The organism is Streptomyces sp. CRN 30 (genome assembly GCF_034105845.1).
In genome coordinates this window covers 23,135-47,994 of the sequence record NZ_JAVRHI010000509.1, presented here as the reverse complement: position 1 = coordinate 47,994, position 24,860 = coordinate 23,135, and the positions used below count along the sequence as shown (strand labels likewise).

22 protein-coding genes and 1 pseudogene are annotated in these 24,860 nt (G+C 72.7%); 9 read left to right on the top strand and 14 right to left on the bottom strand.

Annotated features, from left to right (window positions below):
* Entirely contained in the window at positions 1–882 is an 882-nt protein-coding gene (locus UW392_RS59195; RefSeq protein ID WP_320783784.1) for a Gfo/Idh/MocA family oxidoreductase, read from the bottom strand.
* Between the two features lie 215 nt (positions 883–1,097).
* Between UW392_RS59195 and UW392_RS59190 the strand changes: the two genes are divergently transcribed.
* Positions 1,098–1,379, top strand: a complete 282-nt coding sequence (locus UW392_RS59190; protein WP_320783783.1) for a GlsB/YeaQ/YmgE family stress response membrane protein — start codon at positions 1,098–1,100, stop codon at positions 1,377–1,379.
* A 181-nt stretch (positions 1,380–1,560) separates the two neighbouring features.
* Here the strand turns inward: UW392_RS59190 and UW392_RS59185 are convergent, their stop codons facing one another.
* From UW392_RS59185 to UW392_RS59175, 3 genes are all read right to left on the bottom strand, one after another.
* Positions 1,561–3,021, bottom strand: coding sequence for an ornithine decarboxylase (locus tag UW392_RS59185; protein WP_320783782.1), 1,461 nt, complete (start codon positions 3,019–3,021; stop codon positions 1,561–1,563).
* Positions 3,022–3,129: 108 nt separating this feature from the next.
* Positions 3,130–3,603 carry a hypothetical protein gene (locus UW392_RS59180; protein ID WP_320783781.1) on the bottom strand — a complete coding sequence of 158 codons (474 nt, stop codon included), beginning with the start codon at positions 3,601–3,603 and terminating at the stop codon, positions 3,130–3,132.
* Between the two features lie 188 nt (positions 3,604–3,791).
* Entirely contained in the window at positions 3,792–4,250 is a 459-nt protein-coding gene (locus UW392_RS59175) for an ATP-binding protein (RefSeq protein WP_320783780.1), read from the bottom strand.
* A gap of 265 nt (positions 4,251–4,515) precedes the next feature.
* On the opposite strand from UW392_RS59175, the gene UW392_RS59170 reads away from it, so the two are divergent.
* Entirely contained in the window at positions 4,516–4,746 is a 231-nt protein-coding gene (locus UW392_RS59170; RefSeq protein WP_320783779.1) for a DUF397 domain-containing protein, read from the top strand.
* Positions 4,747–4,854: 108 nt separating this feature from the next.
* Positions 4,855–5,772 carry a helix-turn-helix transcriptional regulator gene (locus UW392_RS59165; RefSeq protein ID WP_320783778.1) on the top strand — a complete coding sequence of 306 codons (918 nt, stop codon included), beginning with the start codon at positions 4,855–4,857 and terminating at the stop codon, positions 5,770–5,772.
* Positions 5,773–5,836: 64 nt separating this feature from the next.
* On the opposite strand, the gene UW392_RS59160 is transcribed toward UW392_RS59165, so the two are convergent.
* Positions 5,837–6,655, bottom strand: coding sequence for an SAM-dependent methyltransferase (locus UW392_RS59160; protein WP_320783777.1), 819 nt, complete (start codon positions 6,653–6,655; stop codon positions 5,837–5,839).
* A gap of 333 nt (positions 6,656–6,988) precedes the next feature.
* Here UW392_RS59160 and UW392_RS59155 point away from each other — a divergent pair, with 333 nt between their 5' ends.
* Together UW392_RS59155 and UW392_RS59150 are read left to right on the top strand one after the other, a co-directional pair.
* Positions 6,989–11,272 (top strand): HAMP domain-containing protein, encoded by a 4,284-nt coding sequence (locus UW392_RS59155; RefSeq protein ID WP_320783776.1) that lies wholly within the window; start codon positions 6,989–6,991, stop codon positions 11,270–11,272.
* Between the two features lie 85 nt (positions 11,273–11,357).
* Positions 11,358–13,829 carry a SpoIIE family protein phosphatase gene (locus tag UW392_RS59150; RefSeq protein ID WP_320783775.1) on the top strand — a complete coding sequence of 824 codons (2,472 nt, stop codon included), beginning with the start codon at positions 11,358–11,360 and terminating at the stop codon, positions 13,827–13,829.
* Positions 13,830–13,856: 27 nt separating this feature from the next.
* Here UW392_RS59150 and UW392_RS59145 read toward each other — a convergent pair whose 3' ends face one another.
* Positions 13,857–14,006, bottom strand: coding sequence for a hypothetical protein (locus UW392_RS59145; protein WP_320783774.1), 150 nt, complete (start codon positions 14,004–14,006; stop codon positions 13,857–13,859).
* Between the two features lie 143 nt (positions 14,007–14,149).
* Between UW392_RS59145 and UW392_RS59140 the strand changes: the two are divergent.
* Positions 14,150–14,375 (top strand): annotated as a pseudogene (locus tag UW392_RS59140) (hypothetical protein); the annotation flags it as partial.
* Positions 14,376–14,518: 143 nt separating this feature from the next.
* A complete protein-coding gene (locus UW392_RS59135; RefSeq protein ID WP_320783773.1) occupies positions 14,519–14,674 on the top strand; it encodes a hypothetical protein in 156 nt (51 codons plus the stop codon).
* Between the two features lie 50 nt (positions 14,675–14,724).
* Here the strand turns inward: UW392_RS59135 and UW392_RS59130 are convergent, their stop codons facing one another.
* From UW392_RS59130 to UW392_RS59105, 6 genes are all read right to left on the bottom strand, one after another.
* On the bottom strand, positions 14,725–15,609 hold the full coding sequence (locus tag UW392_RS59130; protein ID WP_320783772.1) for an STM4011 family radical SAM protein: 885 nt from the start codon (positions 15,607–15,609) through the stop codon (positions 14,725–14,727).
* Positions 15,610–15,620: 11 nt separating this feature from the next.
* The gene (locus UW392_RS59125) at positions 15,621–17,003 is read right to left on the bottom strand and encodes an STM4012 family radical SAM protein (RefSeq protein WP_320783771.1); all 1,383 of its coding nucleotides are present in this window, start codon (positions 17,001–17,003) and stop codon (positions 15,621–15,623) included.
* Positions 17,000–17,806 (bottom strand): STM4013/SEN3800 family hydrolase, encoded by an 807-nt coding sequence (locus tag UW392_RS59120; protein WP_320783804.1) that lies wholly within the window; start codon positions 17,804–17,806, stop codon positions 17,000–17,002. Before UW392_RS59120 ends, UW392_RS59125 begins: the two co-directional genes overlap by 4 nt.
* A gap of 22 nt (positions 17,807–17,828) precedes the next feature.
* Positions 17,829–18,911, bottom strand: a complete 1,083-nt coding sequence (locus UW392_RS59115) for an STM4014 family protein (RefSeq protein ID WP_414497590.1) — start codon at positions 18,909–18,911, stop codon at positions 17,829–17,831.
* Positions 18,912–19,005: 94 nt separating this feature from the next.
* Complete coding sequence (locus tag UW392_RS59110; protein ID WP_320783803.1) at positions 19,006–19,980, bottom strand: STM4015 family protein; 975 nt, start codon at positions 19,978–19,980, stop codon at positions 19,006–19,008.
* Positions 19,981–20,045: 65 nt separating this feature from the next.
* Complete coding sequence (locus UW392_RS59105; protein ID WP_320783769.1) at positions 20,046–21,005, bottom strand: STM4015 family protein; 960 nt, start codon at positions 21,003–21,005, stop codon at positions 20,046–20,048.
* Between the two features lie 199 nt (positions 21,006–21,204).
* Here UW392_RS59105 and UW392_RS59100 point away from each other — a divergent pair, with 199 nt between their 5' ends.
* Both UW392_RS59100 and UW392_RS59095 read left to right on the top strand, forming a co-directional pair.
* Positions 21,205–21,531, top strand: coding sequence for a hypothetical protein (locus tag UW392_RS59100; RefSeq protein ID WP_320783768.1), 327 nt, complete (start codon positions 21,205–21,207; stop codon positions 21,529–21,531).
* Positions 21,532–21,582: 51 nt separating this feature from the next.
* The gene (locus tag UW392_RS59095; protein ID WP_320783802.1) at positions 21,583–22,617 is read left to right on the top strand and encodes a DUF6745 domain-containing protein; all 1,035 of its coding nucleotides are present in this window, start codon (positions 21,583–21,585) and stop codon (positions 22,615–22,617) included.
* A gap of 31 nt (positions 22,618–22,648) precedes the next feature.
* Here UW392_RS59095 and UW392_RS59090 read toward each other — a convergent pair whose 3' ends face one another.
* A complete protein-coding gene (locus UW392_RS59090; RefSeq protein ID WP_320783767.1) occupies positions 22,649–23,269 on the bottom strand; it encodes an L-threonylcarbamoyladenylate synthase in 621 nt (206 codons plus the stop codon).
* 98 nt (positions 23,270–23,367) lie between these two features.
* Positions 23,368–24,732 carry an FAD-dependent oxidoreductase gene (locus UW392_RS59085; protein ID WP_320783766.1) on the bottom strand — a complete coding sequence of 455 codons (1,365 nt, stop codon included), beginning with the start codon at positions 24,730–24,732 and terminating at the stop codon, positions 23,368–23,370.
* Between the last annotated feature and the right edge of the window lie 128 nt (positions 24,733–24,860).

Sequence of the window (24,860 nt, the reverse complement as noted above, 5' to 3'; positions counted from 1 at the left end):
TCAGGCCCGGGCCAGCCGGTCCTCCGCCGCCGCGAGGACCTCCGTGACGCGCAGCCCGAACGCGGCGTCGCAGGGGTGCGGGCGGCCGGTGCGGGCGGCGTCGAGGAGCGCGTCGGCGGCCCGTACGAGGGCGGGTACCGGCCCCTCGTGGGACATGGGGAGGACGGTCGTCCCCGCCTTGCCCCGCAGTTCGACGACGGCCCCCGCGGCCGCGGGCGGCGCGGTGAGGCTGAGGGTGAGCGTGCTGGTGGCCCCGCCGGTGTGCGCCAGGACCAGGTGGACGGTGTCCCCGGGGCCGCGCGTGGCGGCCGCCACCCGTGTCACGTCGCCGAGCACCGGCAGCAGCACCGACAGGGCGTGCGGGCCGACGTCCCACAGGGCGCCCCGCTCCCGCCGCCACGCGGACGCGGCGAACGGGCTGTCGCCGGTGAACACCGCGCCGAGCCACTCGGCACGCGCGGTGAACCAGCCGTCGACGGCGGCCTGTTCGGCGATCCAGGCCTCGGGCGCGGACTGGAACCGGCTGGTGAGGAAGACCACCGAGGCCACACCGGCCTCCGTGACCGCCCGCACCACCTCCCGCCCCTCCGCGACGTCCGCCGCGAGGGGCTTGTCGAGCAGCAGGTGGCAGCCCGCCCGCGCGGCCCGCGCCGCGAGCGGGGCCTGTACGGCGGGCGGGAGGGCGACCGCCACCGCGTCCACGTCGGCGAACAGCGCGTCGACGTCCTCGTACACGCGCGTGCCGTGCCGTGCGGCCAGGGCCCCGGCCGCCTCCGGGCGCCGGCCCCACACGCCGGTGAACTCGAGTTCCGGGTGCTCGCTGAGTGCGGGGGCGTGGGCCATCCCGGCCCACGGTCCCGTGCCGAGCAGTCCAGTGCGCATGCCGCAGTCCTCCTCGTACCGGTTCCCTCGGGCGTGACGCCACGCGGACCGCGCGACGTCACAGTCACCCGTCCTGCATGCCCGCGATCGGACCGGGCACACCCGTACGGGTCCGGGAAGGATGCCCCACCGGTCTCTCGAAATCACGGTGGTTTGCTTCGGCCTTCACGGTGCATCCGGAGGGGGACACACATTCGAACGACAGTGGAGGAACCGTGGGAATCATCGCTTGGATCCTGATCGGTCTGCTGGCCGGCGCCATCGCCAAGATGCTGATGCCGGGCAAGGACCCGGGCGGCATCATCATCACGATGCTGATCGGTATCGCGGGTGGTCTGCTGGGCGGCTGGCTCGGCAAGGTGATCTTCGGAGTGGACTCCATCGACGGCTTCTTCAGCCTGTCGACCTGGGTCGCCGCCATCGTCGGCTCGATGATCCTGCTGCTGCTCTACCGACTCGTCACGGGCAACAACGGCCGCTCGCACCGTCACGCCTGACCGGTCGACCCGGTCACCCCACGGCCACACGGTGGACCGCCGCGCCCCCGTACTCGAACGGGGACGGACGAGGACGAGAAGCACGATCACGGCCCGGTGAGGGACTTCCCTCACCGGGCCGTCCGCCGTCCACGGGCGGGACGCCCGCGCCGCCCCGTCGTGCCGGGACGGCGCGGGGGCCTCAGCGGGTCATGACCCGGAAGGTGTCCAGTGAGGAGTCGGCGGCGTCCGGGATGAGCACGCCGGCGGCGAGCCCGCTGCGCAGGTAGTCGACGATCTCCCGGGTGATGACCTCGCCGGGGGCGATGACGGGCACGCCCGGCGGATAGGGGGTCACCATCTCCGCCGCCACCCGGCCCGCGGCCCGGTCCGCCGGTACCCGCTCCGCCTCCGCGAAGAAGGCGTCCCGGGGCAGCACGGCCTGCTCCAGTTCCAGGTCGCCGGGTTGCGGCAGCCGTACGGGGGGCCGCCGTTCGATGGACCCGGCCCGTTCGGTCAGGTCCCGCAGCGCGTCGCGGAGCAGTTCCTCGGTCCGGTCGTCGTCGGCGTGGGTGAGGCTCGCACTGATCCGGCAGCTGTCCGAGGCGCCCATGTCGACGTGGTGCTCGGTGCGCAGCCACTCGGTGGCCTGCATGCCGCTGATGCCCAGCTCGCGTACGTCGACGGTGATCTTCAGTGGATCGAACTCCGCGGTGAGCCCCTCGCGCACGACCTCCTCGCCCATCGGCCGCAGCCCGGGCATCTCCCCGATCGCCGCACGCACCCGCTCGGCCCGCCGCAGCGCGCCCTCCAGCAGGTCGTGCCCCTGCTCGACCATCTGCCGGCGCCACCCGTCGAGCGTGGCGTACACCAGCGTGGAGGCGCTGGTGGTGCCCAGCAGGTCCTCCCGCTGCTTGAGCACGTCGGGCGAGACCCGGTCGCCCTTGAGGTGGAACACCGAGCTCTGCTCGATCGCCCCGCCCATCTTGTGCACGCTGGTGACGACCAGGTCGGCGTCGGCGTCCATGCCCCAGGCCGGCAGACCGGTGTGGAAGGGCAGGTGGGCGCCCCACGCCTCGTCGACGATCAGCGGTACGTCGTGGTCGTGGCACACGGCGGCGACCCCGCGGATGTCCGCGCAGGATCCCCAGTCCGTGGGCGTGATCAGCAGCATGCCCTTGGCGTCGGGGTGGGCCCGGAACGCCCGGCGCACGTCGTCGGGCTCCGGCGGGTGGGCCAGGTGCCGTTCCGCGTCGAACTTCGGGTGCACCCACACCGGCTCCACCCCGTTGACGACGAGCGCGGAGACCACCGCCTTGTGCGCGTTGCGCGACACGAGCAGCTTCTCGCCGGGCCCGGCCACGGACACCATTGCCGTCTTCACGGACAACGAGCTGCCGCAGGTGGAGAAGAAGGCCCGGTCGGCGCCGACCGCGTCCGCCATCAGCTCCTCGGCCTGCGGAATGATCCCCCGCGACTGACGGCGGTCGTCGAGGCCGTTGAGGGACAGCACGTCGGACCGGAACACCCCCTCGCCCAGGATCTCCACCACCCGCGGGTCGGCGCCCCTGCCCTGCTTGTGACCCGGAGGGCCGTACGCCACGTCCCCGCGCCGCCTGAACTCCTCCAGCGCTTCGAGAACCGGGACACGTGAGTGATCCATGGTCCAGTCCACCTCCTCGCACGATCGGATCCGGGCGACCGGCGCCCGTCCGGTCCCCGGGTACCCGAATGCCCCGCGCGCGATGTGCGGCCCCTCCGGGCGGCCGGCTCAGGCGGCGATCGCGGCGGCCAGGCCCTCCGCGGCCCGGACCAGCTCGGGATCGGGATCGGCGAGGAGGCGCGGCAGGACGTGGCGGCAGGCCCGTACGGCGGCCCGGGCCTGCCGCTCCCACCCCACGTAGTCGTCGGTGTAGTGGAGCAGCTTGGGATAGGCGGTGGCCATGTCCTCCCACTGCCGTGCGGAGACGATGCCGCTCAGCAGCTGGACGATCTGCGGACGGCAGGTCACCTCGGGCCGCTGGGCGAGCTCCCACAGAAAGGGCACGGTGGCGGCAGTCGCCTGTTCCACCACGAAGCCGTACTGGCAGATACGTTCCCGCAGCGTGCGGAGGGCGTTCCGCGCGGTGGCGAGGTCGTCGGAGGCGAGGGCGGTCAGCAGATCCGGGATGGCCGCGGCGGATCCGCTGGAGTCCTTGATCTCGTGCCAGGGCACGTGGTTCAAGGTCGTCAGAGGTGTGGCCATGTCTGCTCCTGCGGCGGTGTCGGGTCGTGCTCCGGTTACGGACGCGTCGCGTGGTACTGCGTGCAGGGAAGTCCTCGGTGGTGATCTCTTACGGCGGCGGCCTCCTTCCGTGGTCGCCTCGGGAACCGGCCGGTGCCGGCGCTGTCGGGTCCGGCACCCGCCCGGTCCGGTGGCCGTCCCTCCGGGCGTCAGCCGCGGGGCGGGGCGGGCAGCAGCGCCCAGACGGTCTTGCCGGCGGAGGAACCGCCCAGCCAGCCCCACCGCTCGGACAGGGCGTCGATCAGGTGCAGCCCGCGCCCGTGCTCCTCGAAGAGACCGTCCTCGGCGCGCCGGACGACGGGCGGGGCGTCGGCCGGGTCGGCCACGGCGCACAGCACGTGTCCGGGCCCGAGGGCGAGGCCCAGCCAGACCCCGGCGCTGCCGGCGGGGGCGTACGGCAGGGCGTGCGTGACGGCGTTGGCGGTCAGCTCCGTGACTACGGTGACGGTGTCGTCGCAGCAGTGGTCCAGCGACCACCGGCGCAGGGTGTCGCGGGTGAGGTCACGCGCCCGTGCGAAGCACTGCGGACCGCCGCTGACGGGGAACGCGACCGGGCGGGCCCGGAGGCCGGGCGCACTCGGCTGACGGTACGTTTTTTCTGGTCTCAACGACCTGTCCGTCGCCGTCGCTGCGGTGTCGTCCGTCTCTCCGGGAGCCAGGTGCGGCGTGGTCCCGGAAGCGGTGCGGTGCGCTCGGATCACGTGTGAGGACACGGCCGTCTCCCTGATGTGTCGTCAGGATGCGGCGCCGCTGACGCGGTTGACGCCACGGCTATTATTCACGCTGACAGCATCGGCATGCAATTGCACGGTGAATTGCGCCCGATGGAGCGGCGGCACGGCACGGGGACGGAACGTGAGCGAGGAGGACTCGGTGCCAGCAGTGCCCAACGGGATACGGGCGAGCTCCCTGAGCGCCCGCTGGACGAAGAGCCGGTACAGCAACGCCGAGGGCAACTGCGTGGAGGTCGCCCCCCTGGCCGACGGGAGCGTCGCCGTGCGCAACTCCCGCCATCCCGACGGTCCCGCCCTGGTCTACACGCCGACCGAGATGGCCGCGTTCCTGGCCGGCGCCAAGGACGGGGACTTCGACCACCTGGTGTGACGGGCGGGGACGCCCGCCGGGGTGGCCGGTCGTGCGGAGGCCCGCGACCGTGCCGACCGAATGCGATAATCTGGATCTGATCTCCGCCCGCGCGAGCTGGGAGCCAGGATGTCCGGAACACCGCATCGCCTCTCCCGCCTCGAGCCGTATCTGCACCGTCCCGAGCCCGCTCCCACACTGCTGAAGATGCTGGTGGGCGTGCAGTTGACGGGCATGCGCGAGGACGCGGGCCACTCCCAGGACCAGGCGGCGCGAGCTGTCGGCTTCAGCCCGGCGAAGCTGTCCCGCATCGAGGCGGGCAAGGGCCGCCGGCCACCGGCCGAGGGCGACGTCCGGGCGCTGCTGGAGCTCTACGGCGCCGACGAGCACGAGGCCTCGGTCCTCCTCCAACTGCTGCGACGCGCCGGTGAACCGGGCTGGTGGCAGCGGTACGACAAGCGGCTGATGCCCGAGTGGTTCGACCGGCTGGTCGGGCTCCAGGAGGCGGCCGCCACCATCCGCACCTTCGAGATCCAGTACGTACCGGGACTGCTGCAGACCCCCGCCTACACCCGCGCCGTGGTCGAACGCGGTCTGCCGACCGCACCGGCCGCCGAGGTGCAGCGCCGGGTGGAACTGCGCCGCCGCCGGGGGGAGTTGCTGCACCGCGCGGACGCCCCGCAGCTGTGGGCGGTCGTCGACGAATCGGTACTGCTGCGGGTCCTGGGCGGCCGCCTGGTGATGCGGGAGCAGCTGGAGTACCTGATCAGGATGGCGCAGCTCGCCCATGTCACCGTACAGATCGTGCCCTTGGACGTGACCGACGCGGCCGCGCCGGCGATCCCCATCACGTACCTGCGGTTCGGCGGGCTCGATCTGCCCGACATCGTCTACCTCGAGCACATCAGGAGCGCCAACTTCCTGGAGGACCGCGACGAGACGGAGGAGTACCGGCTCGCCCTGGACCGGCTGGCCGATGACGCCCTCAGCCCCCGCGACTCCTTGGAGCTGCTGCGGCAGACGCTGGAGCGGCGCTACTCCGCCTGAGGGCCCGTGCCACCTCCCCGGCCGGGGAGGTGGCACCGCGTCTCGGCCGCGCGCCCCGGGTGCACTACCGCAGCCGGCCCACCCCGCCAAACTCGATCCACTCCTGCGTGAGCTGACGGGGCGCCACCTCCGAGTCCGGCCGCCAGGTCGAGACCTCCACCAGCCCCGGCTCCAGGACGTCCAGCCCGTCGAAGAGCCGGGCCACGTCCTTCTCCCGCCGTACGCGGCCCCAGTGCCCCTGGGTCGTACGGTCCATGAAGCCGGTGACGAAGTCTCGGACCTCGGGGTCCTCGCTGACCAGCTGGCACATCACCATGAAGCTGCCGGGCACGAGCCGCTCGGCCACCCGGCGGGCCAGCGCCTGGGGACCGTCGGTGTCGCTGTCGGGGATGCAGTGCAGCACCGACACGAACAGCGCGGCGACCGGCTGCGTGAAGTCGATCAGGCGCCGGGTGTCGGGGTGGGCGAAGATGCCGTCGGTGTCCCGCATGTCGGCCTGGATGACGGCGGTCCGCTCGTTCTGGTCCAGCAGCGCCCGGCCGTGCACCAGGACCATCGGGTCGTTGTCGACGTACACCACCCGCGAGGAGGGATCGACGCCCTGCGCCACCTGGTGCACGTTGTCCTGGGTGGGCAGGCCGGAACCGTGGTCGAGGAACTGGCGGATGCCGTACTCGGCGGCCAGCGTCCGCACCACCCGCCGCAGGAAGCGCCGGTTGTTCAGCGCCAGGGCGCGGGTGCTGGGGACGACCTTGTCCAGTTCCTCGACCGCCGCCCGGTCCGCGGCGTAGTTGTCCTTCCCGCCCAGGTAGTAGTCGTACATGCGGGCCGCCGTGGGTACGTCGGCGTCGATGGACGTGGACAGCTGGTCTCCGGACTGCATTCGGGCCCCCCGATCTGCGTCGTGCCCCCTGACGGGCACCTGCCGAGAAAACTCATCCTAGGGATGCGACTTTTACCAGTGCCAGCCCTCGATCGGAGGATCCGCCCGCGGCGACCACCTCGCAGTGCTCGTTTCTGAGTGAGTGTGCAGCTGATCGTGGTGGGGCGACGTATTTTATCGGTGATCGGATCCGGTGATTGACAGGGCATCGAGCAAGAACCATCGGGGGATGACGGATGATGAGGGGGTCACGACGTACGAGCCGGTGGTCCCGCCGGCCCGGCGGCGTGTCCGGGCGGGCGCCGAAGAGGGCGCCCGGGGGAGAGGGAGACGATGGACGAAGCGGGTATGGCGATCCAGGAGCCGGGCACCGAGCCCGGTGAGCCGGAGCTGCGGCGGCTGCTGGCCGGACTGACGGCGGTACGTGACGGCGACTTCGGGACCAGGCTGCCGGAAGAGGCCGGCGGACTGCTCGGCGAGATCGCCTCCGTGTTCAACGGCATGGTCGACCAGCTCTCCCTGTTCACCTCCGAGGTGACCCGGGTGGCGCGCGAGGTCGGCACCGAGGGCACCCTCGGCGGTCAGGCGAAGGTACCGGGCGTCTCCGGCAGCTGGGCGGACCTGACCGACTCGGTCAACGCCATGGCGGGCAACCTGACGACCCAGGTCCGCGACATCGCCCAGGTGGCCACCGCGGTCGCCAAGGGCGACCTCTCGCAGAAGGTCGACGTGGACGCCCGGGGCGAGATCCTGGAGCTGAAGAGCACCATCAACACGATGGTGGACCAGCTCTCCGCGTTCGCGGACGAGGTCACGAGGGTGGCCCGTGAGGTGGGCACCGACGGGCGGCTCGGCGGTCAGGCCGACGTCAAGGGCGTCCGGGGCACCTGGCGCGACCTCACGGACTCCGTGAACTTCATGGCGGGCAACCTCACCGCGCAGGTCCGCTCCATAGCCCAGGTGGCCACCGCGGTCGCCAAGGGCGACCTCTCCCAGAAGATCACCGTCGACGCCCGGGGCGAGATCCTGGAGCTGAAGAACACCATCAACACGATGGTGGACCAGCTCTCCGCGTTCGCGGACGAGGTCACGAGGGTGGCCCGTGAGGTGGGCACCGACGGGCGGCTCGGCGGTCAGGCCGACGTCAAGGGCGTCTCGGGCACCTGGAAGGCGCTGACCGAGTCCGTCAACGTCATGGCCGACAACCTGACCGCGCAGGTCCGCGCCATCGCCGACGTCACCACGGCGGTGGCCCAGGGCGACCTGTCGCAGAAGATCCGGGTGGACGCCCGGGGCGAGATCCTGGAGCTGAAGGAGACCATCAACACGATGGTCGACCAGCTCTCCTCCTTCGCCGACGAGGTCACCCGCGTCTCCCGCGAGGTCGGCACCGAGGGCAACCTCGGCAACCAGGCCACCGTGCGCGGGGTGTCGGGCACCTGGAAGAACCTCACCGACAACGTCAACCTGATGGCGTCCAACCTGACCGGGCAGGTGCGCTCCATCGCCCAGGTCGCCACCGCCGTGGCCCGCGGCGACCTCTCCCAGAAGATCACCGTGGAGGCCAAGGGCGAGGTCGCGGCCCTGGCGGGCACGATCAACACCATGGTCGACACCCTGTCCGCCTTCGCCGACGAGGTCACCCGCGTGGCCCGCGAGGTGGGCACCGAGGGCCAGCTGGGCGGCCAGGCGCACGTGCCGCACGTGGCCGGCATCTGGAAGGACCTCACCGACAACGTCAACTCCATGGCGAACAACCTCACCGGGCAGGTCCGCAACATCGCCCTGGTGACCACGGCCGTCGCCAACGGCGACCTGTCGAAGAAGATCGACGTGGACGCCCGGGGCGAGATCCTGGAGCTCAAGACCACCATCAACACCATGGTCGACCAGCTGTCCTCGTTCGCCGCCGAGGTCACGCGCGTGGCCCGCGAGGTGGGCAGCGAGGGCCGGCTCGGCGGCCAGGCCGAGGTCGAGGGCGTCTCCGGCACCTGGAAGCGGCTCACCGAGAACGTCAACGAACTGGCCGGCAACCTCACCCGCCAGGTCCGCGCGATCGCCGAGGTGACCAGCGCCGTCGCGGAGGGCGACCTCACCCGGTCCATCAACGTCGACGCCTCCGGCGAGGTCGCCGAACTCAAGGACAACATCAACGCCATGGTGGAGTCCCTGCGCGAGACCACCCGGGCCAACCAGGAGCAGGACTGGCTCAAGTCCAACCTGGCCCGCATCTCCTCCCTCATGCAGGGCCACCGCGACCTCGACGTCGTCGCCGAACTCATCATGGACGAGCTGACCCCGCTGGTCGCCGCCCAGTTCGGCGGGTTCTACCTGGCGGAGGAGGCGGCGGACGGCGTCCACCTGCGGCTCATCGGCTCGTACGGCCGCCCCGCCGACGACCCGGGCCGGGACGGGCGCATCCCGCTCGGCCACACCCTGGTCGGCCAGGCCGCGCGCAGCCGCCGCACCATCACCGTCGACGAGCTGCCCGACGGGTACGTCACCATCTCCTCCGGACTCGGCCAGGCGGCGCCGACCGCGCTCGTGATCCTGCCCATCACCGTCGAGGGACACGTCCTCGGCGTGATCGAACTGGCCTCGGTCACCCGGTTCACCCAGATCCACCAGGACTTCCTGGGCCAGCTGACGGAGACCATCGGCGTCAACGTCAACACCATCCTCGCCAACGCCCGCACCGACGAGCTGCTCGGCGAGTCCCAGCGGCTCGCCGGGGAACTGCGCGTGCGCTCCGAGGAGTTGCAGGCCCGCCAGGAGGAACTGCAGAGCTCCAACGCGGAACTGGAGGAGAAGGCCACCCTGCTGGCCACCCAGAACCGGGACATCGAGGCGAAGAACCTGGAGATCGAGCAGGCCCGCCAGGAGCTGGAGGACCGCGCCCAGCAGCTGTCGCTGGCCTCCAAGTACAAGTCGGAGTTCCTGGCCAACATGAGCCACGAGCTGCGCACCCCGCTCAACAGCCTGCTCATCCTCGCCCAGCTGCTCGCGCAGAACCCGTCCCGCAACCTCACGCCCAAGCAGGTGGAGTACGCGGGCATCATCCACTCCGCCGGTTCCGACCTGCTCCAGCTCATCAACGACATCCTCGACCTGTCGAAGGTCGAGGCGGGGAAGATGGACATCGCCCCCGAACGCGTGCCCATGCGCCGCCTGCTCGACTACGTCGAGGCCACGTTCCGGCCGATGACCACGCAGAAGAGCCTGTCCTTCACCGTCACCACCGCCGCCGGAGCCCCGGTCGACCTGGTCACCGACGACGCGCGGCTGCGCCAGGTGCTGCGCAACCTGCTGTCCAACGCGGTGAAGTTCACCGAGCGGGGCGGCGTGGAACTGCGCATCGAACCGGCCACCGACAGCGAGGTCCCGCAGCCCGTGCTGCGCGGCGGCCCCGTGGTGGCGTTCCGGGTCAGGGACACCGGCATCGGCATCCCCGAGCAGCAGCTGGAGACGATCTTCGGCGCCTTCCAGCAGGCGGACGGCACCACCAGCCGCAAGTACGGCGGCACGGGGCTCGGCCTGTCCATCACCCGCGAGATCGCCCACCTGCTGGGCGGTGCGGTCGCCGTCGACAGCACGCCCGGTCAGGGCAGCACGTTCACGCTGTACCTGCCCGTCGCCCGCACCGACTTCCAGGAGGCCGACACCTCCGTACCGCAGGCGGCCGAGGTGCGCGCGGCCGGTGAGCCGCCCGCCCTGCCGGCCGCCGGCCCGCCGGAGCCCGCTCCCGCGGAGCCCGAGGCGCACCCGCGGCGCCTCCTGGTGGTCGAGGAACGGGTCCGCGGACTGCTCTCCGTCGTCGCCGAGAGCGCCGTCGCCGACCTGGACCGCAGCCGGGCCATGCGGGACCCGGGGGACGCCGTGGAGATCATCACCGCGATGAGCGCCCAGGAGGCTGCCTCCGCCCTCGCCGCCCGCCCGTGTCACTGTGTCGTCCTCAGCCTGGACCTGCCCGACGGCGAGGGCATGCGGCTGCTGGAGGCCGCGGACGGCGACACGGCGCTGGCCACCGTCCCGGTCCTGGTCCACAACAACCACCGGCTGCCCGCCGCGCAGGAGGACGAGCTGCGGGCCCGGGCCGAGAACCGGCCGCTGGAGATGCTGTCCAGCCTCGACGAGCTGCGGGAACGCATCGCCCTGCACCTGTCGGCCGAACAGCCCGGCGACGTGGTGCCGCTCGTCCGGATCGAGGAGAGCGTGAGCGCGGCCCCCGAGGTCGACGACGCGCTCGCCGGACGGACCGTGCTCGTCGTGGACGACGACGCCCGCAACCTGTTCGCGCTCAGCGGCATCCTCGAGATGTACGGCCTGCGCGTGCTGCACGCGGAGAACGGCCGCAAGAGCATCGAGGTCCTCACCGAGCACCCCGACATCGCGCTGGTGCTGATGGACGTGATGATGCCCGAGATGGACGGGTACGCGGCCACCGCCGAGATCAGGAGAATGCCGCGCTACCGGGACCTGCCGATCATCGCGGTCACCGCCAAGGCCATGCCGGGGGACCGGGAGAAGAGCCTGGCGTCGGGCTCCAGCGACTACGTCACCAAGCCCGTCGACGCAGGCGACCTCATCGCCTGCGTACGACGCTGGCTGTCGCCGTGACACCGACGAGTCCGGAGGCACCGGCACCCGAAGGCACCCGCCCGTCCCCCGCACACCGTGCGCGTCAGAAGGAGCATGCGTCCACGTGAGCATCCGTGACCTGCCCGGTGACCTCACCCGGGACGAAGAGCCGCAGCTCACCGCCACCGCGGCACCGGCGGCGGACACCGCCGGGCCGTCCGGGGCCGAGGTGACCGGTTCCGCCGGCGTCTCGGTGACCACCCCGGTCGGCCGGCTGGCCGCGACGGTCGAACGGCTGCGCAGCGAGGTGCAGGCGGCGCACGCCGCGGCCGACGGGCGGGCCCTGATCGAGCTCGCCAAGGGCATGCTCGTCGAACGCCTGAGCTGCGGTCCCACCGAGGCCGCCCGGCAGCTCGCCGCCCTCGCCGGCCAGTCCGGCGTCACCGCGCTGGAACTGGCCGCCGACATCGTCAACCAGGCGGCCCGCGACCGGCTGACCGAGGCCGCCGTCGACTTCGCCACGGCGGTCGGCGCCGACCCACGGGGCTCCGCCCCGGAGGCCGCCTCCGCCGCCGTACGGCTGCGTACGGCGGAGAGCAGCGCGCTCGCCGCCGAGGACCCGCAGGCCGTCGCCGACTCCCTGCTGGAGCACGCGCTGAAACCGCTCGGCGCGAGCGGCGTCGCCGTCTGGCTGGCCGGCGCCGACGGCTCCCTCACACTGGCGGGCAGCGCAGGCTTCCCGACCGGGGAGGCGGAGCGCTGGCGCTACGTCCCGCCGGGCGTCGCGACCGTCGCCCGCTGCGCCCTGACCGCGCGCGAGCCGGAGTGGGTGGAGTCCCTGGACATGCGCGGCCTGCCGTCCATCGGCCGCGCCCACCACCCCGAGGGTGGCCGGGTCGCGGTGCCCGCCGGGGTCGGCGGACGCATCCACGGCGTCCTGGAGATCTGCTGGCCCGTCCCGCTGCCCGCCCAGCCGCCCGCCGTGGTCCGGCAGATCGACGCCCTCGCGGAGCTGTGCGCGCACACCCTGGAGATGCACTCCGGCGCCGCCTCCCGCGCGTACGAGGACGCCGTGGCGCGGTCGGGCCTGTCGGAGCTGGTGGACCTGGCCGACGGGCTGTACGACCCGGCGCTGGTGCTCGTCCCCCAGGTGGACGCCGAGGGCCATCTCGCCGACTTCCGCATCCACCACGTCAACCACCGCTTCCGCGACCCCGCGGGCCGCCCGCGCAGCGCCGTCAACGGCGCGCTGCTGCTGGAGGCGTACCCCATGGCGGTCGACCAGAGCGACCTGTTCCAACACGTGGAGCGGGTCTACGCGACCGGGGAGCCGTTCCGGGGCAGCCGAATGACGCTCACCGCCCTGGTGGACCAGGTGCCGTTGTCCTCCGTCGCCGAGGTCAGCATCATGCGGCACGGCGACATCGTGCTGCTGATCTGGCGGATCGAGGACGAGGCGGCCCGGCTCGCCAACCTCCTCCAGCACGCCCAGCGCCTCGGCCGCATCGGCGGCTTCGAGGAGAACTTCGTCACCGCCGAGATCACCTGGAACAGCCAGCTCTTCGCCCTCTACGGCAGGCCCGAGACCGCCGGGCCGGTCCCGGTCGCGCAACTGCGGGACCACACCCACCCGGACGACGCGGTCGCCATCGGCCGCTTCCTGCGCACCGTCCTGCACCACCGCAAGCAGGCGTCGACCGCCTTCCGGCTGCGCCGCCGCGACGGGGTGACCCGGCACGTCCGGGTGGTGGCCGAGCCCGTCGTGGACCTCGACGACACCCTGCTCGCCGTGCGCGGCGCCTACCAGGACGTCTCGGCGCAGCACTGGACCGAGGTCGCCCTCGCCGCCACCCGGGACCAGCTCGTCCAGACCGAGCAGGAGTCCGCGGAGCGCAACCGGCTGGCCCTCCAGCTGCAGCAGGCCATCATGCCGGTGACCGCGGCGCCCCCGGACGTCCCCGGACTGCGCACCGCGGTGCGCTACCGGCCCGCGGAGACCGAGAACCTGGTGGGCGGCGACTGGTACGACGCGGTCGTGCTGCCCTCCAAGCAGGTGCTGCTGAGCATCGGGGACGTGGCCGGGCACGGCATCGAGGCGGCCACCAGCATGGTCGTGCTGCGCAACGCGCTGCGCGGCCTCGCCGTCACCGGGGCGGGCCCGGCCCAGCTGCTGTCCTGGCTGAACAACGTCGCCCACCACCTGACCAACTCGGTGACCGCCACCGCGATCTGCGCCCTGTACGACCCCTCCACCCGGGTCCTGCGCTGGGCGCGGGCGGGCCACCTCCCGCCCGTCCTGGTGCGGGCGGGGGAGGCGGCGACCCTGCCCATGCTGCAGGGGCTGCTGCTCGGCGCCGTCTCCGACGTCTCCTACGAGGAGGCCGAGGTGCGGCTGGACATCGACGACACCCTGCTGATGTACACGGACGGACTGGTGGAACGCCGGGACCGTTCGATGGAGGAGTCCCTGAAGCACCTGGTGATGACGGCGGCGACCGCCCGGCCCAGCCTGGAGCAGCGGCTCGACCACCTGCTCACGTACAGCAGGTCCGACACCGACGACGACACGTGCATCATCAGCATCGAGGTCATGTGAGCCGCCGCCCCCGTGCTCCCCTGCCGCTCAGCGGCGGGGGGTGCGCAGCCTCCCCAGCAGCCGCTGGGCCTGCCCGCGCCGGCGGGGGTCGGCGGCGGCGCGCCGCACCTGGTCGATGGTGCGGCGGCCCTGAGGGCTGCCGGCGAACGCCTTGATCCGATTGAGTATTCCGGCCACGACATGCCTCCCGAGTTCGCGTGGTCACTTCCGGCGGACAACCGCTACTCCCCGACTACCCCGCGCGAGGGCATCCGTGCGCCGGAGAATGAGGCGCGTCGGCCGGTGCGCGAGCGGTACGGTCCCGGGATGCCCGATCAGGAGGTCACTTCGGAGAGGACGTAGCGGCCTGTCACGACGAGTCGTCGGCTGACATGTTCCGGCCGGAGGCGGTGGATCCCGCGGTCGGCCTGCTGGCCAGGCCGGGCGGCGGGGCCGTCGGCGTGACGGTCGGCGACTTCGCGACGACACGGGTGGCGGGGGAGTTCGCCGTAGGTGGGGGTGCCCGACCTGCGGTTCCTGCCGCCCGGGCAGAGCGCCGTACCGTTCACCGGCGCCAGCCGCGGTCATGTCTCCGTGTGGGAGAAGCAGGCCGACGGGATGTGACCGAGGAATGGATCGCGCCATGGCTGGTACGCGGTGGGGGAGCCGTTGCCGACGGGGCGGCCGGACGACGATACGAGGAGGCCGAGATGACCACGCCCGAGGAGAGCGCGGGGAAGACGCCGAAGACCGACCAGGTGATCAAGAACCCGGAGCGGTCCACCACCGAGACGCCGCGCACGGTGGACCGGGACCGGCGGGAGGGCGACGACCGGGGCGAGGAGAGGCGGGACACCGCGTCGTAGCGCTCGCCCCAGGACGTCAGGGGCCGCGGGGAGCACCCCGCGGCCCCTTTTCAGGTGTGCGGGGCGGCCGGGTGCGGGGCGACCGCGCGCGGGACGCGTTCGAGGACGCCGCCCGCGAAGACGTCGTACAGCGGCAGCGTCTCCAGGTGCACGTACCCGATGTGGCAGTCGCAGACGGCGAGCGGGCACGGGCGCGGGGCGAGTGCCCGCCGGTAGGAGCCGTCGTACAGGTTCCCGAGCTCGGCGGGCACGAAGTGGCAGCGCCGGACGGTGCCCTCGCCGTCCACGGAGACGACGGACGATCCCGTGCGGCACGGCATCCCGGCGGACCGGTGCGGATGGCGGCTGTAGGGGAAGAGCGGGTCCAGCTCCGTCCACCGGGCGGCCTGGTCGTCGGTGTACGTGTGGCCCTCGGCGGCGTTGACCCAGAGGTACACGTGGTCCGGCAGCTCCGCGCGCAGCCGCCGGGCGTGCTCCAGGTGCTCGGGCAGGCCCACGATGCCGACGCTGAAGCGGACCCCGAGTTCCGCGAGCCGGTGGGTCCTGCCGAGGAAGCGGTCGTACGGGGTCTGCCCCGGGTGGTACGTGCACCACAGCGCCAGCGTGTCCAGGTCGGCTGTCTCCAGCCAGTCGGTGCGGCAGCTCAGGTTGGTCTGGATCGCCACGCGGTCGATGTGCGGCGCGTGTGAGAGGTCCACCAGCGCGCGGCGGTACCAGGAGCGCACCAGGCCCTCGCCCCACGGTGTGAAGAGCACCGAGAGCCGGCCGCCCGTCCCGGCGCGGGCCCAGTCCGCGAACCGCTCCAGGGCCGCGCGGTCGGCGCGCAGCTGCGCCGTGGAGTCGCGGCGCTTGGCGAAGGGGCAGTAGGGGCAGTCGTAGTCGCACGAGGCCAGGGGGCCCCGGTACAGGACCGTCAGGTCGGTCGTCGGGTTCATCGTGGCCACCGTCACTTGGGCTCGTAGGCGGCCATCGCGGCCCGTACGGCGCGGGAGAAGAAGTCGGGTCCGATGGCGTCCGAGTGGGCCAGCCCCTCGGCGGTGAGCCGCAGCCGCCCGGTGCGCGGGTCGCCGGGCTCCGCCAGCCAGCCGCGGGCCGCCAGCGTCCCGAGCTCCGCCGGGAAGTCGTCGTACGGACCGGAGCCGAAGCGCCGGCGGTAGTCGGCCACCGGCAGCCCCTCCGCCTGGAGCAGGGACTGCAGCAGGTGCCGGCGTCGGGCCTCGTCCCCGTCGACCTCGCGGCCGTGCACGGCGCGGGTGAAGTCCTCGGTGGCGGTGTAGGCGTCGATGAGCGAGCGGATCTCGGGCATGCCCACCGCGTAGTCGAACGAGTAGTGCACCGTCGACGTGTACGAGCGGGCGCCGCAGCCCAGGCCGATCATGCCGTCGGTCTGGCAGGCGTGGTCGTCCGGGCCCTGCGGCGGGGCGTCCGCGCGGCGGAACATGCGCATCGACACCTGCTCGTAGCCGTGGGCGAGCAGGTGGTCGCGGCCCTCGCGGTACCGGCGCAGCCGCTGCTCGTCCCACTCCCGGTCGGCGGCCTCCGGATCGGCCCGGCGGCCCAGGCCCGTCAGCGGCCGGACGTACAGGGGGTACAGGTAGACCTCCTCCGGCCGCCAGGCGAGGGCCGCGTCCAGCGACAGCCGCCAGCTCGCCGCCGTCTGCCCGTCGATGCCGTAGATCAGGTCGATGTTGAGGACGGGGACGCCCGCCTCGCGGACACGGGCGAGGGCGGCCTCTACGTCGGCCCGCCGCTGGGGCCGGACGGCCGCCCGCGCCTCCTCCTCGACGAAGCTCTGCACCCCCAGGCTGAGCCGGGTGGTGCCCCGCTCGGCGAGGACGGCCAGCCGGTCGGCGGTCGCCGTCGCGGGCGAGGCCTCCACGGACAGCGGGACCGCCCGCAGGTCCGCGCCCATGTGCAGCTCCGCGATGTCGCACAGCCGCGCCAGCTCGTCGGCCTCCAGGAAGGTGGGCGTGCCGCCGCCGAACGCGGCGTTGGCGAACCGCACCGGCTCCGCGTCACCGAGCGCCTCCCGGACGGCGACCGCCTGCCGCTCCAGGGCGTCCAGGTAACGGCGGGTCAGGTCGCCGGGGGCGCCGATGCGGGTGAACAGGTTGCAGAAGCCGCAGCGCACCTCGCAGAACGGTATGTGCGCGTAGAGGGAGAGGGCCTGCCTCGGTTCCCCGGACCAGAGGTCCGCGAGCCGGGGTGCGGGCTCCAGGGGCCGGTAGGCCGTCTTGTGCGGGTAGGCGTAGACGTAGTGCTGGTACGGGCGGGGCGGCCGGGTCGCGGCGGGCGCGAGGGCGACGGCGGGGGTGGTGGGGGCGGTCATGCGGACGGCTCCAGGAAGAAGTGGGCGTAGGGGACGGTCCACACGGCCTCGTGGCCGAGGCGGTGCCCCGTGTATCCGTCGTCCCCGTACGTGGTCCCGTGGTCGGAACAGACGACGGCGAAGCAGCGGCGGCGCGAGCCCATCGCGGCGAACAGCCGGCCGACGTGCCGGTCGATGTACTCCAGCGCCGCCGCGTGGGTCTGAAGGGTGTCGCCCGCCTCGCGGGTCGCGCCCGGCAGGTGGAACCAGTTGGGCTGGTGCAGCGCCGAGGCGTTGAGGAAGAGGAACAGCCGCTGGTCGGCGGGGAGGGCGGTGACGATCCGTTCGGCGCGGTCCACCTGCGCCTCGAACGAGGTCGGGGACGCGACGGAGAACTCCGGTTCCCAGTGGCTCTCCTGGAACAGTCCCGGCAGCACGCTGCCGAGCGCGCCCTGCCGGTTGAAGAAGCCGACACCCCCGATGCACACCGTGCGGTAGCCGTGCCCGGCGAGCGCCGACACGAGGTCCGGGGTGTCGAAGACGAAGGTGCGGCCCGCGGTGGTCTCACTGCCGGCGAACCGCGCCGCGAACAGCCGGGGGTGCGGTCCGGGCGCCGCGGGCGTCGGCAGGAAGCCCGCGAACATCGCCTGGTGCGAGGCGTAGGTGAAGTTGCCGGGCGCGTGCCGCTTCTCCCAGGTGCCGCCCGGCAGGTGGGCGGCCAGGTGCGGCAGCCGCCCGGCGGCGGTCAGCTCCACCGCCACGTCGTACCGCAGGGTGTCGAGGGTGAGCAGAAGCAGGTCGTCGCGGCCCACCACCTCGTTCATGTCGGGGGCCTGCGGCGCGGGTTCAGGGACGTGCATGGTCGTTCCTCGGTTCGGGTTCGGGGCGGTGCCGGGGGGTGGGAGGGGAGAGGGGGACGGCCGTCCGCGCGGCGGCGATCTGCGCCGCGTAGGTGTCCAGCCCCTCCGCGGGGCCGCCCGGGAGGCCGGTCAGCCGGGGCAGCAGATCACCGAAGGCATTGACCTCGCCGACGGCGAACCGCCGCCAGCCGGTCGCCGGGAGCAGGTCGACGCCGACGCACAGCGTGCGCGGGAAACAGGCCGCGGCCTCCTCGCAGACGGCCAGCGCCCGGGCCCAGTTGTCGCCCGCCAGCGCGACGACCGCCGCCGGGTCGCCGCGCGCCCCGCCCAGGTGGAGGTTGGTCAGCGGGGTACGGCTGGTGCGGACGACGGCGTGGGTGGCCCGGCCCGCCACGACCACCACCCGCAGGTCCGCGGCCCGGCCGCCGAGGGAGGCCTTGGGCAGCCAGCGCTCGACGTGCAGGCCGTCGGGTGCCAGCGCGTCCACGATGCCGGCGATCTCGCGCTCGCCGGTGTAGCGGCGCACCCGCAGCGAGTTGTGCAGCCCACCCGGCGTCGCCTCCACCGACGTCGTCGCCCTGATCCGCCCGCCGGCCCCCGTCTCCACGGCCAGCACACCGGACGCGGAGGAGCCGTGGGCCGGCTTCACGAAGACGCGCGGCATGCCGTGCTCCCGCATCGCCGCCCGCACGTCGGCCCAGCCGCGCACCGGCAGCGTCCCGCCGGAGGTGGGCGACGGCGGCACCGGCACACCCGCCGCCGTCAGCCGGGCGTGGCACAGCCGCTTGTCGAACAGCACGGCCAGCTCGTCCGGGTCGTCCAGCCGCACCCCGCCCCGCAAGGAGCGGACGGCCGCCAGGAAGCGGGCGTACCAGCGGGCGGAACCCTCCACGCGCGTGGGCTCGGCGGCCCCGCGCAAGTGCCGGTCCACCTCCGCGTCCTCGCCCGGCGAGTCAAGCCGTACGATCTCGTCGTCCGCGAAGGCGTGGCCGCCGTCGCGCAGGACGTCGCGCCACTCCACGAGGCGGGGCGTGCCGGTCCCGGCGGCCCGCGCCGCCTCGGTGAACATCTCCACCCGCCGGTTCCCCCCGTTGCCGACGACCGCCCACCTGTACGACTCGACCACGCTGACCTCCCTCCCTCCGTTCGCCGTGCGCGTCGCGCTACTCGCCCACCGCCACGTAGCGCCAGACCTCGCCGTCCTCCTCGTCCTCGTCGTCCTCCGCGCCGTCGGGGTCGGTGTTCACCTGGACCCCGGCCGGTTCCAGGGCGTCGTGCAGACGGGCGCGTATGGCGTCGCTGAGGTAGTTGTGGTGCATGTCCAGCGCCTTGAGGTGGGTGAGCGGCTGGCCGGTGAGCAGGGCGGTGGCGCCGTCGTCGGTCAGGACGCCCATCGAGACGTCGAGGACGTCGAGCCGGGCGACCACGGGTGCGGCGGCGAGGGCCGCGCAGATGTCGTCCTGCATCTCGCTGTTGCGCAGCGCGAGGTACTTCAGGGCGGGCAACCGGGTGCCGTCCAGGAGCGGCGCGAGGTCGCTCACCTCGGCGTCGCCGCCGTACTCCGGGGTGCCCAGCCACAGGTCCAGGTGTTCCAGGGCGGGCAGGTCCGAGGCGGCCACCCCACGGACCGTCTCGGCGGACATGCCGCCGGTCTCCGCCTTCAGCCTGCGCAGCCGCTCGTGCCGCAGGGGGCCGATGCGCAGCCCGTCGCCACCGCGCACGCCGAAGTCCTCCAGCTCGCCGAAGGCCTCCAGCAGCGGGGTGACGTCGCCCTGCTGGGTCCAGGAGATCTCGCTCACCTCGTGGTCGAACTCACCGAGGAAGAGCCGCCGCAGGGCGGGCAGCCGGCCACGCGCCGCCACCAGCGTCTCGATCGCCTCCTGGGGGCCCGCCTGGGACGGAGTGCCCCAGGAACCCACGATCAGCGCGCGCACCCGCGTCGTGTCGACGGTGTCCAGGAAGCGGGCGAAGAGGTCCTCCCACCTCCAGCGGTCGTGTCCCTCCGTCCCGATCCTCCAGGCCACCGCATCGGGTGCCGGCGAACCGGAGGGGTCGAAGGGTCCGGCCGTCTCCTCCGGGACGTGGAATGCGAAAGTGGGCAGGCCGTGCAGGTCCCGCAGGTCGTTCCCCGTGGTCACGATGTGCGTGCGCTCCTTCGTCATGTGCCGTTCCTCGCCGGTGCGTCGTCCGCCGCGCGGGTGCGCTACTCGCCCACCGACACGTAGCGCCCGTCGTCGTCGCCACCGTCGTCCCTCGCGTCGTCGGGGTCGGTGTCGACCTTCACACCAGCCGGTACCAGCGAGTCCCGCAGCCGGATGCACATCGCCTCGCTGAGGTAGTTGTAGTGCATGTCCAGCGCCTTGAGGTGGGTGAGCGGCTGGCCCGTCAGCAACGCGGACGCGCCGTCGTCCGACAGCGTGCCCATCGAGACGTCGAGGACGTCGAGCCGGGCGACCACGGGTGCGGCGGCGAGGGCCGCGCAGATGTCGTCCTGCATCTCGCTGTTGCGCAGGGCGAGGTACTTCAGGGAAGGCAGGCGGGTGCCCGCCAGGATCGGCTCCAGGTCGCCGACCTCGGCGTCGCCGCCGTACTCCGGGGTGCCCAGCCACAGGTCCAGGTGTGCCAGGGCGGGCAGGTCGCTGGCCGCCACCCCGCGGACGGCTTCGGCGGGCATGCCGCCGGTCTCCACCCGCAGCGTGCGCAGCCGCTCGTGGCGGACCGGGCCCAGTCTCAGGTCGTTGCCGCCGCGCACGCCGAGCTCCACCAGTTCCCCGAAGGTCCGCAGCAGCGGGGTGACGTCGCCCTGTGCGATCCAGGAGATCTCGCTCTCCTCGTAGGTGATGTCGCCGAGGAACAGTGCGCGCAGCGCGGGCAGTCGATCGTGAGCCTGCACCAGTGCCTCGATCACCTCCTCCGGGCCTCCGTCGTACGCCTCGCCCCAGACGCCCACGATCAGCGCGCGCACGCGGGTGGTGTCGACGGCGGTCCGGAACCGCTCGAAGGCCTTCTCCCAGCTCTCGCCGCTGCCGTAGATGTCCCCGCGGACGTACCAGGCCACCGACTCCGGGGCCGGCAGTCCGGCGGGGTCCACGGGACCGTCCTCCCCGTCCGGGAAGTCGAAGGCGGGCAGGCCGTGGAACTCCTGCAGGTGGTCACCGATCATGTGCGCCCGTTCCTCGTTCCGTGTCGGTGGACGACAGTCCAACGCGTCGAACCCGGAGCGAACCTGCCGACCGGGTAGGGGAGTTCTACCAAGCCCCACTGACAACGCGATCACCGGACCCCGCCGAAGGGCGATTGTCAGTGGCTTCCCCTACGGTCCTCGGCATGGCACATCACGTGCCCCGACCGCAGGGAGACCCATGTACCGGCAAGGTGACGTCCTGATCGTTCCGCTGGCGGCGGACGCCGTTCCCGAACAGGCGGGCGGCGCGCCCACGGAGCCCCGCGACACCCGCGGCCGGCTCGTGCTCGCCCTCGGCGAGGTCACCGGGCACGCCCACGCCGTGGTGGGCCCGGGCCGGCTGATCCGTGAGTCGAACGGTGCCGGGCCGATGCTGCTGCACGTCCCGGAGGGCGCGCGGGTGGTGCACGAGGAGCACGCGGCGATCTCCCTGCCGAAGGGCTGGTACCGGGTCGTGCGGCAGCGCGAGTACGTGCCGGGTTCGGTACGGATCGTCGCGGACTGACACAGCGTCAGATCACGGGAACGGGACATGTACACCGAGGAGGAGAACGGCGTGACGGAGCAGTCGGCGTGGCGGACGGTGGCGGCGGCCACGGGACCGGGGGACCGGGCGGCGGCGGAGGCCGGTGTCGAGCTCGCCTACCGGTCGGCGGGGCTCGACGAGCCCGCGCGGATCGTCTGGGCCCGCTCACCGCTGGAGGCGGTGCGGCTGCTGTCGGGGGAGCGGTCCGGGGACGGTGAGCCGCTGCCGGAGAAGGGGGCGAGTGTGCGCGACGCGCTCCGCACCGCGCCGATGGCCGCCGCACGCGACCGTCTCCACGGGGAGCTGGGGCCGGCGGGCTGGGCCGGCCACTGGCGCGCCACGGGCGCCGGCCTGTGGGAGGCCACCCGCCCGCTCGTCGACCGTGTCCGCCGGGGCGTCGTCGAGGAGCTGGTCCCGCAGCCGGACCGGGAGGCGGAGTCCCGCATCCGGCTGCTCCTGCTGGACGCGGTCCTCGGCCAGCACGAAGCCGCCTGGCTGTCCGCCTTCGACACCGGCCCAAAGTCTCCACTGCGCGGACTGGCCGAGGTGGCCCGCACGGCAGGCTGGTGGTGGCCGTACGAGAACGTGGCGGTGGTCAGCGAGCGGCCCACCGCGCTCCACCGCGACGAGGCTGGCCGCCTGGACCGCGGCGACGGCCCCGCCCTCGCCCACGCCGACGGATTCGCCCTGTACGCCTGGCGCGGGATGCCCGTGCCCGGTGAGTTCCTCGACGGGCTCGGCGCGCTGACCCCGGAGCGCGTCCGGGCGGAGGAGAACGCCGAACTGCGCCGCGTGATGCTCGAGCACTACGGCTACGACCGGTACCTCGAGGAGTCCGGGGCGGAGCCGGTGCACCGCGACGAGGCGGGGGTGCTCTGGCGGATACCCCTGCCCGGCGACGAGGACGTGGTCATGGTCGAGGTCGTCAACGCGACGCCCGAACCGGACGGCACGAACCGCACCTACTGGCTGCGGGTGCCGCCCACGACGCGCACCGCCCGGGAGGGGGTGGCCTGGACGTTCGGCCTGGACGCCGACGCGTACGCGCCGCTGCGGCAGACCTGAACGGGGCCCCGGCCGGGCGCGGGGCGTCCCCTCACTCGAACCGTGAGGTGTCGCCCGCCCCCCGCCGTACGATCTCGGGCTCGCCCTCGGAGAAGTCGATGACCGTCGTCGGTTCGGTGCCGCAGTCGCCGGAGTCGACCACCGCGTCCACCACGTGGTCGAGGCGCTCCTTGATCTCCCAGCCCTGGGTCAGCGGCTCGTCCTCGTCGGGCAGCAGCAGGGTGCTCGACAGCAGCGGTTCGCCGAGCTCGGCGAGCAGGGCCTGGGTGACGGTGTGGTCGGGGATGCGCACCCCGACGGTCTTCTTCTTCGGGTGCAGGAGCCGGCGCGGCACCTCCTTCGTCGCGGGCAGGATGAAGGTGTAGCTGCCGGGCGTCGCCGCCTTGATGGTGCGGTACACGTCCTTGTCGACGCGGACGAACTGCCCCAGCTGGGCGAAGTTCTCGCAGACGAGGGTGAAGTGGTGCCGGTCGTCGAGGTGCCGGATCGTCCGGATCCGCTCGATGCCGTCACGACTGCCGAGTCGGCACCCGAGGGCGTAGCAGGAGTCCGTGGGGTACGCGACGAGCGCCCCCTCACGGATGCTGTCGGCGACCTGACGGATGGTGCGCTGCTGGGGGTTGTCCGGGTGCACGTCGAAGTACCTAGCCATCCTCCGACCTTATGCCGTGACCCGGCCGGTACGCGAAAGGCGGGACCCGGCGAGGGTCCCGCCTTCCAGCGGCCGAGCGGTCACGAGGTCGGGCGGAGCTACGCGCCGCTCTCCCGGAGCATGTCCTCACGCTCGACGTACTTCACGCGCTCGCGGCCGTGCGGCTCGCCCTGCGCCTTCTCGGCGGCGTCCAGCTTGTACCAGCCGTCCCAGGTGGTGAAGCGGACGTTCCGCTCGCCGAGGAAGGCGTCCACGGCCCCCGGGTCGGGCGCGGTGGGCGTGTGCAGCCGGTCGTTGCGGTAGTCGTCCAGCAGGTTGGCGACCGTCTCGTTGGCGTCGCCCTTGGTGTGACCGATCAGACCCACCGGACCCCGGCGGATCCAGCCGGTGACGTAGGTCGACTGCAGGTGGGCGCCGCCCTCCTCGATCACCCGGCCGCCCTCGTCGGGCACCGTGCCGGTCGCGACGTCCCAGGGCAGCTTGGGCAGCTTGTCGGAGAGGTAGCCGACGGCCCGGTAGACCGCGGTGACGTCCCAGTCCTTGAAGGTGCCGGTGCCCTTGACGTTGCCGGTGCCGTCCAGCTCCGTGCGCTCGGTGCGCAGGCCGACGACGCGGCCGTCCTCGCCGAGGATCTCGACGGGCGACTCGAAGAAGTGCAGGAACAGCTTGTGCGGCCGGTCGCCGACATCGCGGATCGCCCAGTTCTCCAGGGTCTTGGCGACCATGTCGGCCTGCTTGTTGCCGCGCCGGGTGGCGATCGAGCCGTCGTCGTAGTCGATGTCCTCGGGGTCGACGACGACCTCGATGTTGGGGGAGTGGTCCAGCTCCCGCAGCTCCATCGGGCTGAACTTGGCCTGCGCCGGGCCGCGGCGCCCGAAGACGTGCACCTCCAGCGCCTTGTTGGCCTTCAGGCCCTCGTAGACGTTGGCCGGGATCTCGGTCGGCAGCAGCTCGTCCGCCGTCTTGGCGAGGATGCGCGCGATGTCGAGGGCGACGTTGCCGACGCCGAGGACGGCGACCTTCTCGGCCTCCAGCGGCCAGGTGCGCGGTACGTCGGGGTGGCCGTCGTACCAGGAGACGAAGTCGGCGGCGCCGTAGGAGCCGGCCAGCTCGATACCGGGGATGTCCAGCGCGCGGTCGGCCGTCGCGCCGGTGGAGAAGATCACCGCGTCGTAGAACGCGCGCAGGTCGTCCAGGCTGATGTCCCGCGGGTAGTCGACGTTGCCGAAGAGACGGATCTGCGGCTTGTCGAGCACCTGGTGCAGGGCGGTGATGATGCCCTTGATGCGGGGGTGGTCGGGGGCGACGCCGTAACGGATCAGTCCGAACGGCGCGGGCATCCGCTCGAAGAGGTCGATGGAGACACCGGGGCCGGCGGCCACGTCGGACTTCAGCAGCGCGTCGGCGGCGTAGATCCCGGCGGGGCCGGCTCCGACAATGGCTACCCGCAGGGGGCGGGACATGATCAGGTTCCCTTCGAGCGATGAAAGACGACTCGTGGGCAACCCTAAACTAAGGTGAACCTAAGCTGGTATGCAGGTCTGATCTATGACCTCATCAACCGCGCTTATGGCCAACCGTGACCAGAGGT

Excerpts from the sequence above, each read along its gene's own strand:
- UW392_RS59155 (WP_320783776.1), top strand. The coding sequence starts at position 6,989 with ATGGACGAAGCGGGTATGGCGATCCAGGAGCCGGGCACCGAGCCCGGT.
- UW392_RS59130 (WP_320783772.1), bottom strand. The coding sequence starts at position 15,609 with ATGAACCCGACGACCGACCTGACGGTCCTGTACCGGGGCCCCCTGGCC.
- UW392_RS59180 (WP_320783781.1), bottom strand. The coding sequence starts at position 3,603 with ATGGCCACACCTCTGACGACCTTGAACCACGTGCCCTGGCACGAGATC.
- UW392_RS59185 (WP_320783782.1), bottom strand. The coding sequence starts at position 3,021 with ATGGATCACTCACGTGTCCCGGTTCTCGAAGCGCTGGAGGAGTTCAGG.
- UW392_RS59195 (WP_320783784.1), bottom strand. The coding sequence starts at position 882 with ATGCGCACTGGACTGCTCGGCACGGGACCGTGGGCCGGGATGGCCCAC.
- UW392_RS59165 (WP_320783778.1), top strand. The coding sequence starts at position 4,855 with ATGTCCGGAACACCGCATCGCCTCTCCCGCCTCGAGCCGTATCTGCAC.
- UW392_RS59125 (WP_320783771.1), bottom strand. The coding sequence starts at position 17,003 with ATGACCGCCCCCACCACCCCCGCCGTCGCCCTCGCGCCCGCCGCGACC.
- UW392_RS59085 (WP_320783766.1), bottom strand. The coding sequence starts at position 24,732 with ATGTCCCGCCCCCTGCGGGTAGCCATTGTCGGAGCCGGCCCCGCCGGG.
- UW392_RS59160 (WP_320783777.1), bottom strand. The coding sequence starts at position 6,655 with ATGCAGTCCGGAGACCAGCTGTCCACGTCCATCGACGCCGACGTACCC.
- UW392_RS59120 (WP_320783804.1), bottom strand. The coding sequence starts at position 17,806 with ATGAACGAGGTGGTGGGCCGCGACGACCTGCTTCTGCTCACCCTCGAC.
- UW392_RS59115 (WP_414497590.1), bottom strand. The coding sequence starts at position 18,911 with ATGTTCACCGAGGCGGCGCGGGCCGCCGGGACCGGCACGCCCCGCCTC.
- UW392_RS59090 (WP_320783767.1), bottom strand. The coding sequence starts at position 23,269 with ATGGCTAGGTACTTCGACGTGCACCCGGACAACCCCCAGCAGCGCACC.
- UW392_RS59135 (WP_320783773.1), top strand. The coding sequence starts at position 14,519 with ATGACCACGCCCGAGGAGAGCGCGGGGAAGACGCCGAAGACCGACCAG.
- UW392_RS59100 (WP_320783768.1), top strand. The coding sequence starts at position 21,205 with ATGTACCGGCAAGGTGACGTCCTGATCGTTCCGCTGGCGGCGGACGCC.
- UW392_RS59105 (WP_320783769.1), bottom strand. The coding sequence starts at position 21,005 with ATGATCGGTGACCACCTGCAGGAGTTCCACGGCCTGCCCGCCTTCGAC.